This window comes from Rossellomorea marisflavi (assembly GCF_022170785.1).
Lineage (GTDB): Bacteria > Bacillota > Bacilli > Bacillales > Bacillaceae_B > Rossellomorea > Rossellomorea marisflavi_B.
Map to the genome: position 1 here is coordinate 2,733,425 of NZ_CP081870.1, position 14,535 is coordinate 2,747,959.

Annotated in this window: 18 protein-coding genes; 3 read left to right on the forward strand and 15 right to left on the reverse strand. The window is 47.3% G+C overall.

Annotated elements, in window-relative coordinates; genetic code table 11:
- Window positions 1–160 precede the first annotated feature (160 nt).
- Window positions 161–541 (reverse strand): Spx/MgsR family RNA polymerase-binding regulatory protein, encoded by a 381-nt coding sequence (locus K6T23_RS14350; RefSeq protein WP_053426580.1) that lies wholly within the window; start codon window positions 539–541, stop codon window positions 161–163.
- Between the two features lie 335 nt (window positions 542–876).
- On the opposite strand from K6T23_RS14350, the gene K6T23_RS14355 reads away from it, so the two are divergent.
- Complete coding sequence (locus K6T23_RS14355; protein ID WP_048006080.1) at window positions 877–1,122, forward strand: DUF2626 domain-containing protein; 246 nt, start codon at window positions 877–879, stop codon at window positions 1,120–1,122.
- A gap of 36 nt (window positions 1,123–1,158) precedes the next feature.
- Here K6T23_RS14355 and K6T23_RS14360 read toward each other — a convergent pair whose 3' ends face one another.
- A complete protein-coding gene (locus K6T23_RS14360; protein WP_238281480.1) occupies window positions 1,159–1,794 on the reverse strand; it encodes an MBL fold metallo-hydrolase in 636 nt (211 codons plus the stop codon).
- A 200-nt stretch (window positions 1,795–1,994) separates the two neighbouring features.
- Between K6T23_RS14360 and K6T23_RS14365 the strand changes: the two genes are divergently transcribed.
- Window positions 1,995–2,168 (forward strand): DUF2759 domain-containing protein, encoded by a 174-nt coding sequence (locus K6T23_RS14365; RefSeq protein WP_048006082.1) that lies wholly within the window; start codon window positions 1,995–1,997, stop codon window positions 2,166–2,168.
- Window positions 2,169–2,211: 43 nt separating this feature from the next.
- Here the strand turns inward: K6T23_RS14365 and K6T23_RS14370 are convergent, their stop codons facing one another.
- The 8 genes from K6T23_RS14370 to K6T23_RS14405 all read right to left on the reverse strand — a co-directional run bounded on the left by K6T23_RS14370 (window position 2,212) and on the right by K6T23_RS14405 (window position 10,004).
- Window positions 2,212–2,526 carry an MTH1187 family thiamine-binding protein gene (locus tag K6T23_RS14370; RefSeq protein ID WP_056535370.1) on the reverse strand — a complete coding sequence of 105 codons (315 nt, stop codon included), beginning with the start codon at window positions 2,524–2,526 and terminating at the stop codon, window positions 2,212–2,214.
- Entirely contained in the window at window positions 2,526–3,620 is a 1,095-nt protein-coding gene (locus tag K6T23_RS14375; RefSeq protein WP_238281482.1) for a YqgU-like beta propeller domain-containing protein, read from the reverse strand. The genes K6T23_RS14370 and K6T23_RS14375 overlap by 1 nt, the downstream gene beginning before the upstream one ends.
- Before the next feature lie 158 nt (window positions 3,621–3,778).
- Window positions 3,779–4,972, reverse strand: coding sequence for a M14 family metallopeptidase (locus tag K6T23_RS14380; protein WP_079516383.1), 1,194 nt, complete (start codon window positions 4,970–4,972; stop codon window positions 3,779–3,781).
- A gap of 53 nt (window positions 4,973–5,025) precedes the next feature.
- Window positions 5,026–6,060, reverse strand: a complete 1,035-nt coding sequence (locus tag K6T23_RS14385; protein ID WP_238281484.1) for a C45 family autoproteolytic acyltransferase/hydrolase — start codon at window positions 6,058–6,060, stop codon at window positions 5,026–5,028.
- Window positions 6,053–6,808: a MerR family transcriptional regulator gene (locus tag K6T23_RS14390; RefSeq protein ID WP_238281486.1), complete on the reverse strand. Its 756-nt coding sequence runs from the start codon at window positions 6,806–6,808 to the stop codon at window positions 6,053–6,055. The genes K6T23_RS14385 and K6T23_RS14390 overlap by 8 nt, the downstream gene beginning before the upstream one ends.
- A gap of 212 nt (window positions 6,809–7,020) precedes the next feature.
- A complete protein-coding gene (locus K6T23_RS14395) occupies window positions 7,021–7,977 on the reverse strand; it encodes an ROK family glucokinase (protein ID WP_238281488.1) in 957 nt (318 codons plus the stop codon).
- Window positions 7,978–7,981: 4 nt separating this feature from the next.
- On the reverse strand, window positions 7,982–8,188 hold the full coding sequence (locus K6T23_RS14400; protein ID WP_079516769.1) for a YqgQ family protein: 207 nt from the start codon (window positions 8,186–8,188) through the stop codon (window positions 7,982–7,984).
- Between the two features lie 355 nt (window positions 8,189–8,543).
- Complete coding sequence (locus K6T23_RS14405; RefSeq protein ID WP_056535361.1) at window positions 8,544–10,004, reverse strand: spore germination protein; 1,461 nt, start codon at window positions 10,002–10,004, stop codon at window positions 8,544–8,546.
- 130 nt (window positions 10,005–10,134) lie between these two features.
- On the opposite strand from K6T23_RS14405, the gene K6T23_RS14410 reads away from it, so the two are divergent.
- Entirely contained in the window at window positions 10,135–11,004 is an 870-nt protein-coding gene (locus K6T23_RS14410) for a hypothetical protein (RefSeq protein WP_238281490.1), read from the forward strand.
- Here the strand turns inward: K6T23_RS14410 and K6T23_RS14415 are convergent.
- The 5 genes from K6T23_RS14415 to rpmG form a co-directional block, all read right to left on the reverse strand.
- Window positions 10,998–12,515 (reverse strand): rhomboid family intramembrane serine protease, encoded by a 1,518-nt coding sequence (locus tag K6T23_RS14415; RefSeq protein ID WP_238281492.1) that lies wholly within the window; start codon window positions 12,513–12,515, stop codon window positions 10,998–11,000. The genes K6T23_RS14410 and K6T23_RS14415 overlap by 7 nt on opposite strands.
- A 104-nt stretch (window positions 12,516–12,619) precedes the next feature.
- Window positions 12,620–12,796 (reverse strand): hypothetical protein, encoded by a 177-nt coding sequence (locus K6T23_RS14420; RefSeq protein ID WP_162838943.1) that lies wholly within the window; start codon window positions 12,794–12,796, stop codon window positions 12,620–12,622.
- Between the two features lie 63 nt (window positions 12,797–12,859).
- A complete protein-coding gene (locus K6T23_RS14425; RefSeq protein WP_238281494.1) occupies window positions 12,860–13,645 on the reverse strand; it encodes a DUF92 domain-containing protein in 786 nt (261 codons plus the stop codon).
- Window positions 13,635–14,198: a 5-formyltetrahydrofolate cyclo-ligase gene (locus K6T23_RS14430; protein ID WP_056535345.1), complete on the reverse strand. Its 564-nt coding sequence runs from the start codon at window positions 14,196–14,198 to the stop codon at window positions 13,635–13,637. The genes K6T23_RS14425 and K6T23_RS14430 overlap by 11 nt, the downstream gene beginning before the upstream one ends.
- A gap of 139 nt (window positions 14,199–14,337) precedes the next feature.
- Window positions 14,338–14,487, reverse strand: a complete 150-nt coding sequence (gene rpmG, locus K6T23_RS14435) for a 50S ribosomal protein L33 (RefSeq protein WP_064091498.1) — start codon at window positions 14,485–14,487, stop codon at window positions 14,338–14,340.
- Window positions 14,488–14,535: the final 48 nt, after the last annotated feature.

Here is a 14,535-nt window from a genome sequence, read left to right on the forward strand (position 1 = left end):
CCCCCGGAGCTTACCACCAAAAAAGCTTCGACTGGACCCAAGCCCCCCTCCCCCTTCATTCACACCTGTTTTTCATAGCCAAACACAACATAAAAAAGCAGGCACTCCCTCGGGTGTCTGCTTGGCTATTCATATTGGATTCTCTTCATGCCATTTACCTCTAGCTGCTCTTTTTCAGTGCTCTCTTCTTTGACGCAAGTCCCTGGAGCCCCTCTGGATTGTAGCCGACAACCAATTTCTTACCATCTGTGAGAAGGGGTCTTCTTAGAAGTTTTGGCTCTTTGACAATCAGTTGGATGACTTCGGAAAGTGGAAGGTCGTTGACGTCCTTGCCGAGATCCTTGAAAGTCTGGCTTCTGGTTGCAAGGATTTCATCCAGTCCTTCTGTCGTGAGGGCGAGGAGATGCATGAGTTCTTCCGGGCTTGGCGTTTCCCTGAATAAATGTCTTTCATTGAAATCAACAGCATTGGCAGTTAACCATTTCTTCGCTTTCCTGCATGATGTACAGCTTGGATACGTATAAAATGTTAAATGATTCATTGGTTCATCCTCCTTGAAATCGTTTGTTCAATCTTTGTTAAACATATTGTATATCACTTGTACAACATATGTACAGTATTATCCCTCGAAAGTTGTGAACATTTTTTTAACAGTCTCCCGACCTATCTGGAAAATAAAATGAAAGGGCTTGCGCATTTCCAAATCCAATACGTTTGAAATCCCTTTCAAAGTGGAACGATATGTACTATACTTCTTGTTAAGAGGCATGAATATCACTTTTCCGTCACAAAGTCCCAATAAACTGATATTTACTTTTATGGTAGATTTCATTTATAATTACTTACGACGGACAGAGGGTAAAGGAGGGTTTACATATGGATCGAATGTTCAGAGTTTTAGGATTTTGGACGGGTATCTTTGCGGTATTTTTCTACCTTGGCGACATGCCAAAGACATCATTGCTATTCTTAGGGCAAACAGGTTTTTTCATTATGCTTAGTTATTTAAAGCTATCCGAACGTATGTATATCTATGTTTTCGGTGCCTACCTTACCGTGTTTTTCGCCGGCTTCACATATTGGACCACCTTTATGATGACTCCAGGCGCAGGAGGCCACTAAAAAAAAGCCTTTAGCTCAAATGCTAAAGGCTTTTTTTTAATATCCATTGAGAAAGGGATTCCCATCCATTTCATGACCGATACTCGTTTCTGGCCCATGGCCTGGCAGGACGATTGTCTCTTCCGGCAATGATAGTAGATGGTCGTGAATGCTCGCTAGGAGCTGCTGAGGGTTCCCTCCAGGCAGATCCGACCTTCCGATGCTTCCCATGAAGAGCGTATCGCCTGCCACCACGACGTGTTCATCCCGCAGGTAATAGGAGATGCTTCCCGGAGAATGGCCCGGGGTGTGGAACAGGGTCAAATGAAAGGAGCCGATCACCAACTTCTGCTCATCCGTCAATATGTAGTCGGCTGCTCTCGAGCTTATCTTCTCTTCCATCATGAATAGGACTGAACCATTCAATGAAGGATCGATCAACCACTGCGCTTCCTTTTCATGTACATAGACCGGTATGCCGAAGCGATCGCGTACATCATCCACTGCCCCGATATGATCAAAATGGGCATGAGTCAATAAGATGGCCACCGGATTGAGGTCTTCTTTTTCCAACCAGCGGATCAGGGTATCGCCGTTCCCTCCCGGATCGAAAATCAGGCAGTCTTTCTTATCATTCCAAAAAACATAGCAGTTCGTTTGAAGCGGGCCGAGAGGAATTTGTTTCCATTCCATATGTTATCACCTCCTTCAACTTCGTATGCTTCATTGTATCAGAAGCACTTCCGTCATAGAAAGATTCTGTCGAATCAAAAAAGTCAATTTTTTGACCTCGACAAACGAAGCAAAAAAATATAAAATGTAAATGCGTGCATATTTGTACATATTTTGTGGTATTATGAAAGCGTTAAACCGAACGGAAAGGGGTAGGATTAATGGGTCTTGTCATCATCACAGCATTGGTTACACTTTTGGCATTATTCGCCGTCGTCAGTACGTTTAAGAATAAAAACGCCCTTGGGATCTTCTTTTCCCTCGCCACATTAGGGGTATTTGGGTGGTTCACGGTCATGACCGTCCTTCACTCCGGTTATCCCGGAGGACATTAATTCAAGGAAAAAGCCTCGTTCAGCTGAACGAGGCTTTTTTTGATCATGAGTCCATCTTTTTCTGGACGGCAGAAAGCTTGCCTTCCATGGTCGAGACCTTATCGCGCCGGTCGTCGATTCGGATATTTGTAGCAACACGTTGAATCCCCTGTTGAAACGGTGATTCATGGATATCCTGGATCACTTGGAACAGGATGGGAAGCTCCCCTTCAATGATGGTATTCATCGGAGTGAGCTGATAACGGATTTTCCCCTCCGCTTCATACTGCTTCAAGATCTTCTGGAGATCAGCCACATAGGAACTGACGCTTGGGGATTCCGTGCCGATGGGGATGACCGTGACGTCTACGATAGCCATTATAGTTGTACTCCTTTCACACTGAGTAGATGGATGATGTTGCGATTGACCAGGGAGATGACCTTCTCCAGCTGGTTCCCGTACAAACAGGCATTCCCTTTCGGAGCACATGTCAATGGCTCGAGAGGGAGATCGGTGAACAATACCTTCTCCTTGCCGCTGAAAATATCCCACTCCTTCAACGAGAAGCCGTCTGTATCTGTATCTGCGGCCCCCTTCCCGTTCGCAGTGAACGTAAGAAAGCGACCTTTCCCTTCTATCATATCATAGTATGGGACCAGCCAGTCGGAATAGCGGCTCAGAAGTGATTGGGTAAAGGTCGATTGCTCGTCCCCTTCTGGAGATAGGAAGCGGTATTCAAAGATTCCTTTTTCATCTGTTCCCTTGATCGTCATGAGGGAATCGGAAAATTGATTGAAGTGGATCAGTTTCTCTGCAATCATCGCCCGCTTTCCGTCGAGCAAGGATTCCTCCATCAGGGGAGCGTTGAGGGCGATATCTTCTGTTGGCCAATCCTGGAAGATGACGGCATCATCCGATTTCCACTGCACGAATGGTTGATCCATATCAAGGGTGCTCACATTCTTATTGTTGATGTCCACCAGTGAGACCTCGAAGCTCCAGTCCTCGGCAAAGCTTGTGAGGAGCATTTCCCCAGGTGAGAATTCATTCCAAGCGAAAGAGATATCATAGGAGGGGATATCCTGCTCGAATATAGAGCGTCCATCAGGATCGATATAGGTGACCGTTGCTAGATAAGAACCAGGGGAGGTCTGGACGTAAATGCTTTTTTTATCAGGAGAGATACTGGAAGTGACATACGATGAGCCGGTCTCGAAAATCGTCTTTTGAGAACCGGTATAGATGTTATATTTAGATAAGCGGGTGGTTTCATCCTTCGTGGCCACCGTCAGGATTTCCGAATCAGTGAGCCATCCTACGTTTTCCACAAATCCTTCTTCTTCAAGGCTTTCTGCTATGATTCTTTTTTCAGGCTCCTTGTGAGGGGCTTTCACCCCATCCGAAGAAGTGCATGCCGACAAAATCACCATCATCCCGATGATACCACCTGCAATTGCGGCTTTATTCCACACTGACCCCTCTCCCTTCGACTGCATTCTCTATTAGTACGTCCCACATCGGGAAACGTTTCAAAAAGATAAAAAAAAGACGGCTCAGGATGCCATCTATAAAACGCCGATAAACGTTCCTATTCTTATCATACTCCATTTTTCTCCTGTAGCGAAGGGGGTCACCACCATTTATATAACATAATGAGATAGATCCCAAGTGTATCCCTGTATATAGTATCGAATTGAGAGAGAGGGAGTGGATTGATTCCCTTGCCAAGCTCCAGTGTAATGCCCGTTTGCTGGAATTCTTGGATGAACCAATCTTTGAAACCTGCATAGCTGTCAACGTAGCGGATCGATGCATATCCACTTGCCCTCTTTATTTCTCCAGCGAGCCGCTCTGATTCTTTTGATTCGAGCCCTTCGTAGCCCCAGTAGAACTCCTTCCCTTGGGTATGGACCGCGACCAGCCGGTGGAAGCGTTCATTTCTTGCGAGCTGTTCCATGGCCTTCGATTCCGGCTCGGATATGGGCAGGTTTCCGGTAAAATCACGTGGGCCAGGTGTGCTCACCTCCATGCGCCTCTTCTCGAATTCCCAGCGAGCAGGATACTGTTTATTCAAATCGATCCCCCGGATGTTCGCCTTCCAGCCGGTAAATTCCACCCGCCCCCCATTCAGACGGATCAAGTCCTCGGCCATCCCATCAGGCGGACCATTCAGGACAAGATCAACACCATCCGGATTGACCATGGGAACAAGGGAAAGAGACACCGTCCGATACAATGGCAGGATTGGAATGCCCCTCAAATCTTTGGAATTCGTTAAGGAAAGGAGATAGTCGTTCAGGAAGGTCATCAGGACCGCACTCGTGATCCATTCGTTCCCGTGGAATGCACCGTTCATGTGGACCTTCTTGGCACCGCGCCCGATCTTGCATTCCATCAGGTCTTTACCAAGTACACTTTTCCCGATTGCATTCACCCTGATAAATGGATAAAGCTCCTGTAAAAGGGTCAAATCCTTCTGAAAGCTCACAGAATCGTAAGGCTGCTTCCCATTCACAATGGGCGTGACCACACGCCTGGGGAGGAACAGCTCAACACCTGTCTCCACTTCATTTGGATCAATGTTCTCATTGATCAGCAACAAGGCATCTACACCGATATTACGCTCACCCGAAAGCCCCCAAAGGCTGTCTCCCTCCCGGACCACGCAGGTCTCTTTGATGAAACCCGGCACCTCCACCATCTCGTCTGTATCAAGATGATCGGGGTCGAGCTCGGGGTTTGAATCAACGAGCAGTTCTACAGGAATGTGGAACAGACTTGCATAGTACGACAGGGAATCACCTTTCCTCGCCTTTACCTTCATGAGACTCCTCCCACTTCATGCCTTTCTATACTCATATGATGTAGAGGGAAGTTCTATTCGCCAGGTTCAATCACACCCTCTATTTCTGTGAAAGGCAGGGTATGTTCTTTCATGACTTTTTGAAGGGAAATGGTTTTCGTTTCATGATTCGCACCGATACTGATCTTAGCAGTCTGCTCCTTAGGAGAATACACGACTGAATGCAGAGTGCCAAAGAAGTGGTCGTAATCTTTGAAAAACAAAGGTGAGGTTGGTTGATTGAAATGCTGAAACATGTCACCAGGCTGAAGGGAAGGTTCCAAGAGTTGATTTGCATAATGCCACCGATTCATTGAGCCTTTTATGTTCTCTCGATTCCACCCCCGCATACCTTCCGAACGAAAGTGATTTGTACAAGCCAGTGGAGATTCTGTTATCGTGTTGCATCCTTGAGGACCTGCTTCAACAATGATGGATTTCCCTGATGCATCCGTCATGGAATAGTTGTAACAATATTTGTGGGGGAGACGATAAAGAAAGTCGCATGCTTCATCGACGTTCGAACATAAATCCAATATGATTCGTACGATAGAAGGTGCCAAGAAGCCTCTTCCACCACGCTCACTGTTTACAAAGTGAAGGCCCACCACTAAACCCTTATCATTCATGCCATCCAATCTACCCAGCCGGTGCTGACTGAATCCGATTGATGTAAGATGCTGTTCCGAATGATTGACGATGATTCTGGCATCATACAGCGTGTGATGAAAATCATAGTTCCGGTAGTACCTTCCGGAATGGTCCACTAAGGCTGTACAGCCCATTGGCGGCAGTTCAAGGTCAAAACCACTGAACGTTTTGAGTACCGATTCAAGATTCCACTCCATTCCTTCCGCAAAGCCGGCCAGTTCCTCTAAAAGGTGTGGGGCAACTTCATTCAATGCTGCCCTCGCCATTACTGAATCTACAGAATTGCTCCATTTCTGTATGGTATCAAGTTCACTATAGGAAACTGTTTTCTTAAACTCACAACCCATCTGCTTGCCTTTTTGAAAATCAGTTCCAACAATGTTAAGAATATTTACCTTTAATAAGTCTTTTTCATCCATTATTTCCCCTCCAATTGACGACCGGCAAAAGCAAATCAAAGTGAGAAAAAGATGGTCCTCTATACCACTCTACGATTGGCCCTGCCGGATACCACCGGTTTTGCGAGGCGTAATCTAACAGTTGATGATAATGCTGCTTGATATGGTTGTCAGCAGATCTTCCTGGTAATGCAATACATAGTCCCCCTTGCATGGTTTCTACATTTGCATTTTGAGGAATGTCGACTCCTGTACATGCTTGTATACCGAATCCCATGTGGGCATGGACTGGGTTTTCTCCAGATATATATTTCAAATACAGTGCATGTACAGGAACACCGAGACGGTCGAACTCACGCAACCTTTCTTGAAACAGCGGTCCAAATTTCCCAACCTGTGCTGTTGCTTCGTACCACAGGATCTCATCTGGCTCCTTTTCAATTAATGAAATGTCTTGAAAATCTCCTTTAAGAAAGCGAATACTATTTTGAAGGATTTCTACTCTTTTTTGGATAGAATGAAGTAGACTGTCGAGATAGTCCTTCCTTCTTGCCGGCTCCACAATTCCCTTCCACTCTTTGATACTTTCAAGTGGCACCTCAGCAAGCCTCAAGTTTGCAATCATATGAGCCTCTTTTACTTGTTCTTGATCGTAAAATCTGTATCCCTTTTCGTTTTTCTTCGTGGGCATGAGCAGTTCTTTCTTTTCATAAAAACGAAGAGCGCTCTTCGATATACCTGTCTTATGTGAAAACTCTTGTATCCCCATTAAGGACATTCTGTCACCCCTCTCATTTCATATGATACAGCTTCATGTAAGTTGAAGGTCAATATCCTTTTAGTATCATAAGAATAAAATATGATGCTTTGATGTATAATCTTGTATTTTCCTTTTCTCTCAAAAAAATTCTCGTGAGTGATTTAGAAACGTGCTCATGCAAAAAAACATCCGACCTAGAAGGCCGGATGTTCATATACTTACTAAAGGGCGTTTTTGACAAGCCAAGCGGCCCCGATCACGCCTGCATCATTTTCAAGTGTTGCAATATCAATGGTAGTAGACGTTCGCACCTTTGGAAAAGCAAACCGTTTGAAATAGTTCATTACGGGCTCCAGAAGGGTTTTTCCGGCTTTTGAAACGCCCCCACCGATGACAATCTTCTCCGGATTGACGGCGTTTCCGAGATTCGCCAAACTCAAACCTAAATAATAGGCAAGCTGATCTACGATTTTAAGAGCAAGGCTGTCTCCTGTCCTTGCCGCATCGAATACCTGCTTTGATCCAATGACCTTAAGATCGCGTAGTACAGAGTCCTCTGTGGATGACTTGAGTTTCTCACGGGCGACCCTGACGACTCCTGTGGCAGATGCGACGGTTTCAAGACAACCGGTCTTACCACAGTTACATGAATAACCGCCTTTCGGAACCACGGTGATATGGCCGATTTCACCGCCGGCACCCCTGATACCATGAACAATCTCCCCGTTGGTGATGACACCTCCACCAACACCGGTACCGAGAGTGACACACACAAGATCCTTGGCCCCGTTTCCGGCACCTTTCCACATTTCACCGAGTGCCGCACAGTTGGCATCATTATCGATGACAGAAGGCAGGCCGGTTTCCATTTCAATAAGATCCTTGAGAGGCGTATTTTCACTCCACCCGAGATTGATGGCTTCATAGATGATTCCCCGTCTCATCTCGACGGGTCCCGGTGCACCCATGCCGATCCCAATGAGCTGTTCCTTTTTAACATCGAGTTGTTCCAGCTTGGCATCGATGCTTTTTGCAATATGGGCGATAATATGTTTACCGCTATCCGATTTATCCGTCGGTATTTCCCATTTATATAGGATTTCACCGTATGTACTTAGAAATGCGATCTTCGTCGTGGTTCCCCCCAGGTCCACTCCCACGAGCCATTTATCTGTCATAACATCACCTGTCCTGTTTATGTTTTTCCCGTTCCATCTCACTGCGCAGCAGCAGCAGGGCCGAATGGAATTCCTTCTGTTCGATCAGTTTGGAAACATAGAGTTCCCTTAGTTCGCCCTCCATCAACTCGAGGTCCGAGAGACGATTCCCCACATAGATGATGGTACCGAACCGTTTCAGTAATTGCTGAATGTCATAGATTGTTTTCATATCCACACCCCGATTCAAACGTTCACTTTTAGAAGTATAAATGAAAATCTGCCTCTTCTCAATAAAATAGAAGGGGCAGAGACAAAAGTGTCTTACCCACAGTAAAACCCGAATGAACATGCCTACATTCAGACAAATCCATTCGGGTTTTAATTGGTTCATGACCAACTGTTTTCCAGCGGTTGATTGGCGTGCAGGACGAAGACTCTGTGAGTTACAGCTGATGGCCCGCCCGGGATAGGCTTGCGGGCTACCCGCGTAAAGCGTAGTCTTGTACGGAAATCCTGAGCGTTCTAAAGAACCTACACTGATCGTGTTCGTCATGAAATGGTCCCTTTTTAGCTTTGTCCCAACCTCATCGATCCGGATCCTTAGGGTGAAGGAAACGCGGCCTCCGATTCTTAAGGGGCATGGGAGAACGGAGGAACACATCCCTGAAGGCCCTGAAGTTAAAGGGGATGAACGGCCACATGTAGGGAATGTCGAAAGACTTCATCCTCGACAGCATCATGAGCCATAAGAAGACCCCGATAACAAAGCCGTAAACACCCCACAGGGAGGTCATGATCAGCAGGAAGATCCTCACCAGGCGATTGGCAAGACTCATCTCATAACTCGGAGTCGAGAACGTGCCGATGGCTGCAATGGCAAGATACAGGATGACTTCATTCACCAACAGGCCGACTTCCACGGCTACTTGACCGATCATCAGTGCAGCAACGAGACCAAGTGCCGTCGCAAGGGAAGAAGGCGTATGGATCGCTGCCATTCTGAGGATGTCGATTCCCACCTCGATCATGAGGAACTGTAGGAATAAAGGGACTTCCCCAGACTCATTCACCCCTATATACGAGAGAGAATCAGGCAGGAGAGCAGGATGGATCGTGAACAGATAATACAGCGGCAATAAAAATATGGAACACCAGACCGCAATGAACCGGACAAATCGTAAATACGCCCCAACGGACGGTTTGTTGCGATATTCCTCCGCATGCTGGAGATGATGCCAAAACGTCGTTGGAGTGATCATGACACTCGGTGATCCATCCACCATGATGATGATATGGCCTTCATATAAATGAGCGGCCGCCGTATCGGGACGCTCTGTATAGCGCACCATGGGATAGGGATTCCAGTGACGGCCGGAGATGAATTCCTCCAGGGTCTTCTCACCCATGGGAAGCCCGTCAGTATCGATCTTGGACAGGGCATCCTTGATGCGATGGACAAGCTCAGGATCCGCTATGTCTTCGATATAACTTACCACGATGTCGGTTTTGCTCCTTCTTCCCACTTGCATATACTCCATCCTCAGGGAAGGATCCCTTACCCTCCTCCTTGTCAATGCCGTATTGAATACGATCGTTTCCACATATCCGTCACGTGAACCACGGACCACCCGCTCGATATCAGGCTCCTGTGGTCCCCTGACAGGGTACGTCCTGGCATCGATCATGATGACTTTATCGACACCGTCCACCACGAGTGCCGTCGGTCCGGCCAGGACAAGGTCCACCACCTGATTCAAATCATCAACCTGCTCGATTTCAATATAAGGGATATACGTTTTCAAAAGCTTTTGGAGGGTATCTTCCTGAAGCTGTTCCGGATCAAGGCCCGAAAGGATCTTCATCAGATAGTGCATGATATCATCTTTTACAAAGCCGTCCACCATGAAAAGACCCATCTTCCTTTCGGCATATTCCACATCGAGCTGAATGACATCAAAACTCTTATCGACAGCAAGGACTTCCCTTAAATAGCTCGTATTTTCTTCAATCACAATTGAAACAGGTTTCTTTTCCTGCATGGCCATAGCGTTCACTTCCCATTTTTCACAGTATCCTCACCATCTTTGACACATTCCCCATTAGTCATACCTTTCATAATCCACTCTTCAGCTTCATAGATTGAATGAAAGGGACAAACTTATGGAGTGGATGATCATGAAAAACCGGATAAAAGACGTTTTGCCGTTCCTCATCATTTTGGCATCTGCCATTCTATTGATTCAAATGCTATACAAGCCCGAGACAAGGGAAAGCATCATCTTCTTCCCTATTGACCAAAATGCCTCCTTCCTTGCAGCCTCGACTTCCATGAACCTCACGCAGCAGAAAGATCAGGTTGTGGATTGGACTGTAGCCTCGGAACTTGACTCCCCGTCTTATCTCAGACAGGATGTGGGGCTTCTGTTCAGTAATGGGAAGTTGAAAGGCGTATTGAACAAATGGAAGCCGAACACCTCCAGCCTGTATCAGAAAATGAAAGTAGAGGGCGATGAGAGCAATCTCCTTCAGGCAGTGGCCTATCACTACGCCGAAATCCATGAAGGGGAAGACACATTCAAGAGTGCACAAACCATGTCCAGTGACCGGCTTTATATCATCGATTCCGCCTTCAATCCCCTGGGCTCATTCAAAACGCCGACGACGGATATGCAGGCCGAATGGAAGAAAAGCCTCGATGGATTGGTCACAAAGACCATTGAAACGTCATGGGCCAAGGGACTGAGAGAGCTGCAGATCAACGGGGGGGATTACAATGCACTCCCCCTGACAGAACTACCGGCTTATTCAAGCCGCCCCTATCCCGGATTCACCCCTGCCCAGTGGGCAAAAGTAACAGGAAATCTATGGGAAGGGCTCTATAAGAATTATGCGATCGGCATAAAAAAAGAGGATGGAGCCATCCAGAATCCAGTGGACAGCACCATCCCCCTCATCCTCCTGAAAAAAGACCGGAAGGAAGTCCTTGTATTGATCATCGACAAAAAAGGTGAGGCTGCGCTCCTTCGCCAATCGATTTCCTATTGATTTTCGCTTTTTAGGTAATCGTATAGATCTTTGTATTTCTGATTGGAATCCGATAGTTCGTAAGCCCTCTTGGCATGCTTGAGGGCTTCTTCCCTTTTCCCGTTTTCACCTTGTAAGAGGTAGGCTAGATTATAATGGGCTTCCGGAAGAGATTCGTCCTCCTGAATGGCCTTTTTGAGGTGTTCCTCTGCCTGATCCATCTTATTCAGTTGGATTTCGGCATAGGAAAGTTGAAAATAAACAATGGCATCGGGATCACCTTTTTCGGCCACCGTCTTCAAAAGCGCTTCCGCCTCTTCCCATTTCTCCATTGCGAGCTTATCTCCAGCAAGGGCATTCACATGGTCCACACTCATCTTTAGTGGATCGTCACTCCACTCCCTATTGATTGCCAGGGAAAGGATGATGATCATGATGACAAGAAACAACAGCTGCCTTATCCTCTTACCAGACTTCGGCACACCTGCAATACCTGCCATGATGAAACCTCCCACCACTCCACCAAGATGCCCGGCGTTGTCGATCCCAGGGAGAATGAATCCGATGACGAGATTGAGGGCGAATACAACGAGGATATTGTTGCCCATCGTGCGGAAAAAGATCTTTGGATGTATGGTACCGAAGTACAACAAGGCTCCGAAACATCCGAAGATTGCCCCGCTGGCACCCGCAGAAACCGTATCGGTGAACAGGAAACTACCGAGTGACCCCATGACCCCTGCAACAAGGTAAATCAGGATAAACCTGAACCTCCCGTAAATCCGCTCGACTGCTCCCCCCAGATAGAACAGGGCGACACTGTTCAAAAGCAGATGAATCATGCCGATATGCAAAAAGACCGGGGTGATCAGACGCCACCACTCCCCTTCAAGCATGAGCGGTCTGTACTTGGCACCGAAACGGATGAGGGTTTCAGTGTTGTGACTTCCCCCATTCAGTTCCAAAATCGCAAACATGATCACCTGCATAGCGATGAAAAGATATGTAAAAAAGGGTTTTCCCTTTTGGAAAAGACTTTGTTCAGCCTGAATCCGCCTCCGTGCAGAGGTGAGGGCAAGGTCTCTCATCCACTCTACATCGCGGTCCTCGATCTCCTCGGGCAGCTCCCAATCCCCTTCGCAGAGCACAGAATCGTTACTCAGCGTTTCCTTGAAGCGGGCGGACTCGACAACCAAGGGTGTGACCGTCACAGTCCCCCTGCTAACAGTGTCCATTCCATCATCCACAGGAGGATAGGTGGATACATAAATCGTTTTGATGTTGAGCTTGCTCTTACGGAGTGATTTACGCAAATTCTCTCCGTTCTGGAGGACAAGCTCCATATCCCGCTCCATCCAACGGAAGAAATCCAGATCCTTCAACCGGACGCGGACGATGCCGGCTTGTTTCACCGCCGTATTTTCAAGCCACACTTCCTCGTGTTCGTCGGATTGATGGATGAGTCTGTACTGTTTACCTTCCACCAGATGATGGACGATTTTCCAAAATAGATAGTGATTCGTCAACTCCACTCGCCTTCACTACTTTCATTGAGTATAGATATTACCCATACTATACCGGACACGGGAAAATAAAGAAATAGAAAAGCCCGTATCCACTGGATACGGGCCGTGCATTACCGGAATGTACTCTGTATGAACTTTGAGCGAATTGCCGGTATCCCCATCGTCCACCTGACCGCCCATTTCCTCAGGAAACTGCTTCCGAGGATGAGGTTAAGCAATCTGTAACGATTGGGAACAAGCATGAATAAGACAAGTCCTGCTATCAACCATTTCATCCATCCGTTCATCTTGATCCCTCCTGATGATAGTTTGGATGAATACGGTTGAACTTATGCCAGAACTTTTCATTTTCACCAGAAAAATAACACAGGTAGCACGCCCGCAAGGAGACAGGAGAGGAAATTCACCATTTCATTGGTCATCCAGGGTATTCCCCTTGTGTGTACCGTAGCGGTGCCACAATGTGCCCGGGCTTCCGTTTCCAGCCCGCATTCAGGGCACACCGAGCGGGATTGGATCGTCCCTCCGATCACCGTGTCAAAAATACTACCCAAAAAGCCTGCGGCTGCAATCATTGAAGCTTCCCCAATGGAGATGCCAGGAAAGAGGAAGATAGAAGCTCCACCGATCAACAAGGCGCCCCCGGCTGATGCACCGGTACCGACGATGGAAACACCGCCTGAGGTTCCCCTCTCCACCTTCGATAAGGTGAGGAAGTGACGGGGTGCCTCTTTCGACAGGGGGCCGATTTCAGAAGCCCATGTATCGGAATTGGCAGCGGCGATGGATGCAGCGAATCCCAAGATCCACCCAGCATCACCCGTCCAGAGGGCCAGGATGGCAAATAGTGCCGGGACCCCACCGTTTGCCGCAACCTGCTCCCAATCCCGAGTTGACGACTTGGCCAGTTTTTCTTCTACACCAGCCTTCTCTTCTTTCCTGAAGGCAGAAAACAAAGAAGAAGTGATGAAGAAAAGGAATAAGAGCATCAGGCCTTGAATGCCGCTACCGAGTACAATCAAAGAACCAACCAAGAAGGCCATCCCTGCACCCGAAGCGGTCAGGAATTTCAACTTCCAGCCTGCCGCTGCTCCAGCCACGATCCCTATGAATGATAGGATGGATTCAATCCCCACAGTGGATGATCCCGGATTCTGTGATGATCTTTTGGACAGGGAGATCAAATGACTCCACGGGGATTTCCTCCACCAGCTGTTCGTCTACTGCCAGTGAGATGGTCGTCCCTTTGTATCCCGTCAGGATCCGGTCGTAATAGCCCCCACCAAAACCGAGGCGATACCCTCCCGTGGTGAAGGCAAGTCCCGGGACGATCATCATATCGATTTGATCTAACGAGATAGGTTCAGCTTCTCCATTACGCGGTTCGTAAAGGCCATAGTAGACTTGTTCAAGTTCGCCGAAGTCGCTCAGGGCATAGAAATCCATCCCCCTCGTCTTAGGCAGGCACCTTGGCACCACCATCCTCTTCCCTTCTTCCCATCCCCGTTTCACAATCCCCCATGTATCGATCTCAGGTGGTTTCGACACGGTGACGGCAATCACACGGCTGCCGGTCCAATCGCGGGAAGTAAACAGGTTCTGTTCAACCCTGTGCCCTTTTTGTTTCCCCGTGACGAATGGGATATTCGCAAGCTTCTCAAGCTGTCTCTCCCTCATGATTTGCTTCATGGTCCCACTCCTTCCTGTATGTTGTACTTTCATTATATAGAATCCTGCGGGTTAGAACACCCATCTAATACAAGGTACACATTTGCTCGGACAAAAAAAAGAGACCGTATCCTTTAGGGATCCGGTCTCTTTCCTTACATTATTTTGTTTCACGGTGCAATGTAACACGCTTCAATTTCGGGCAGTATTTTTTTAGCTCAAGACGGTCTGGATTGTTACGCTTGTTCTTCGTTGTAATATAGTTACGCTCACCAGTTTCTGTGCAAGCTAAAGTAATGTTTACACGCATTATAATTTCCCTCCAAACATTAACATGTTCTTCTCATCATACGACTTT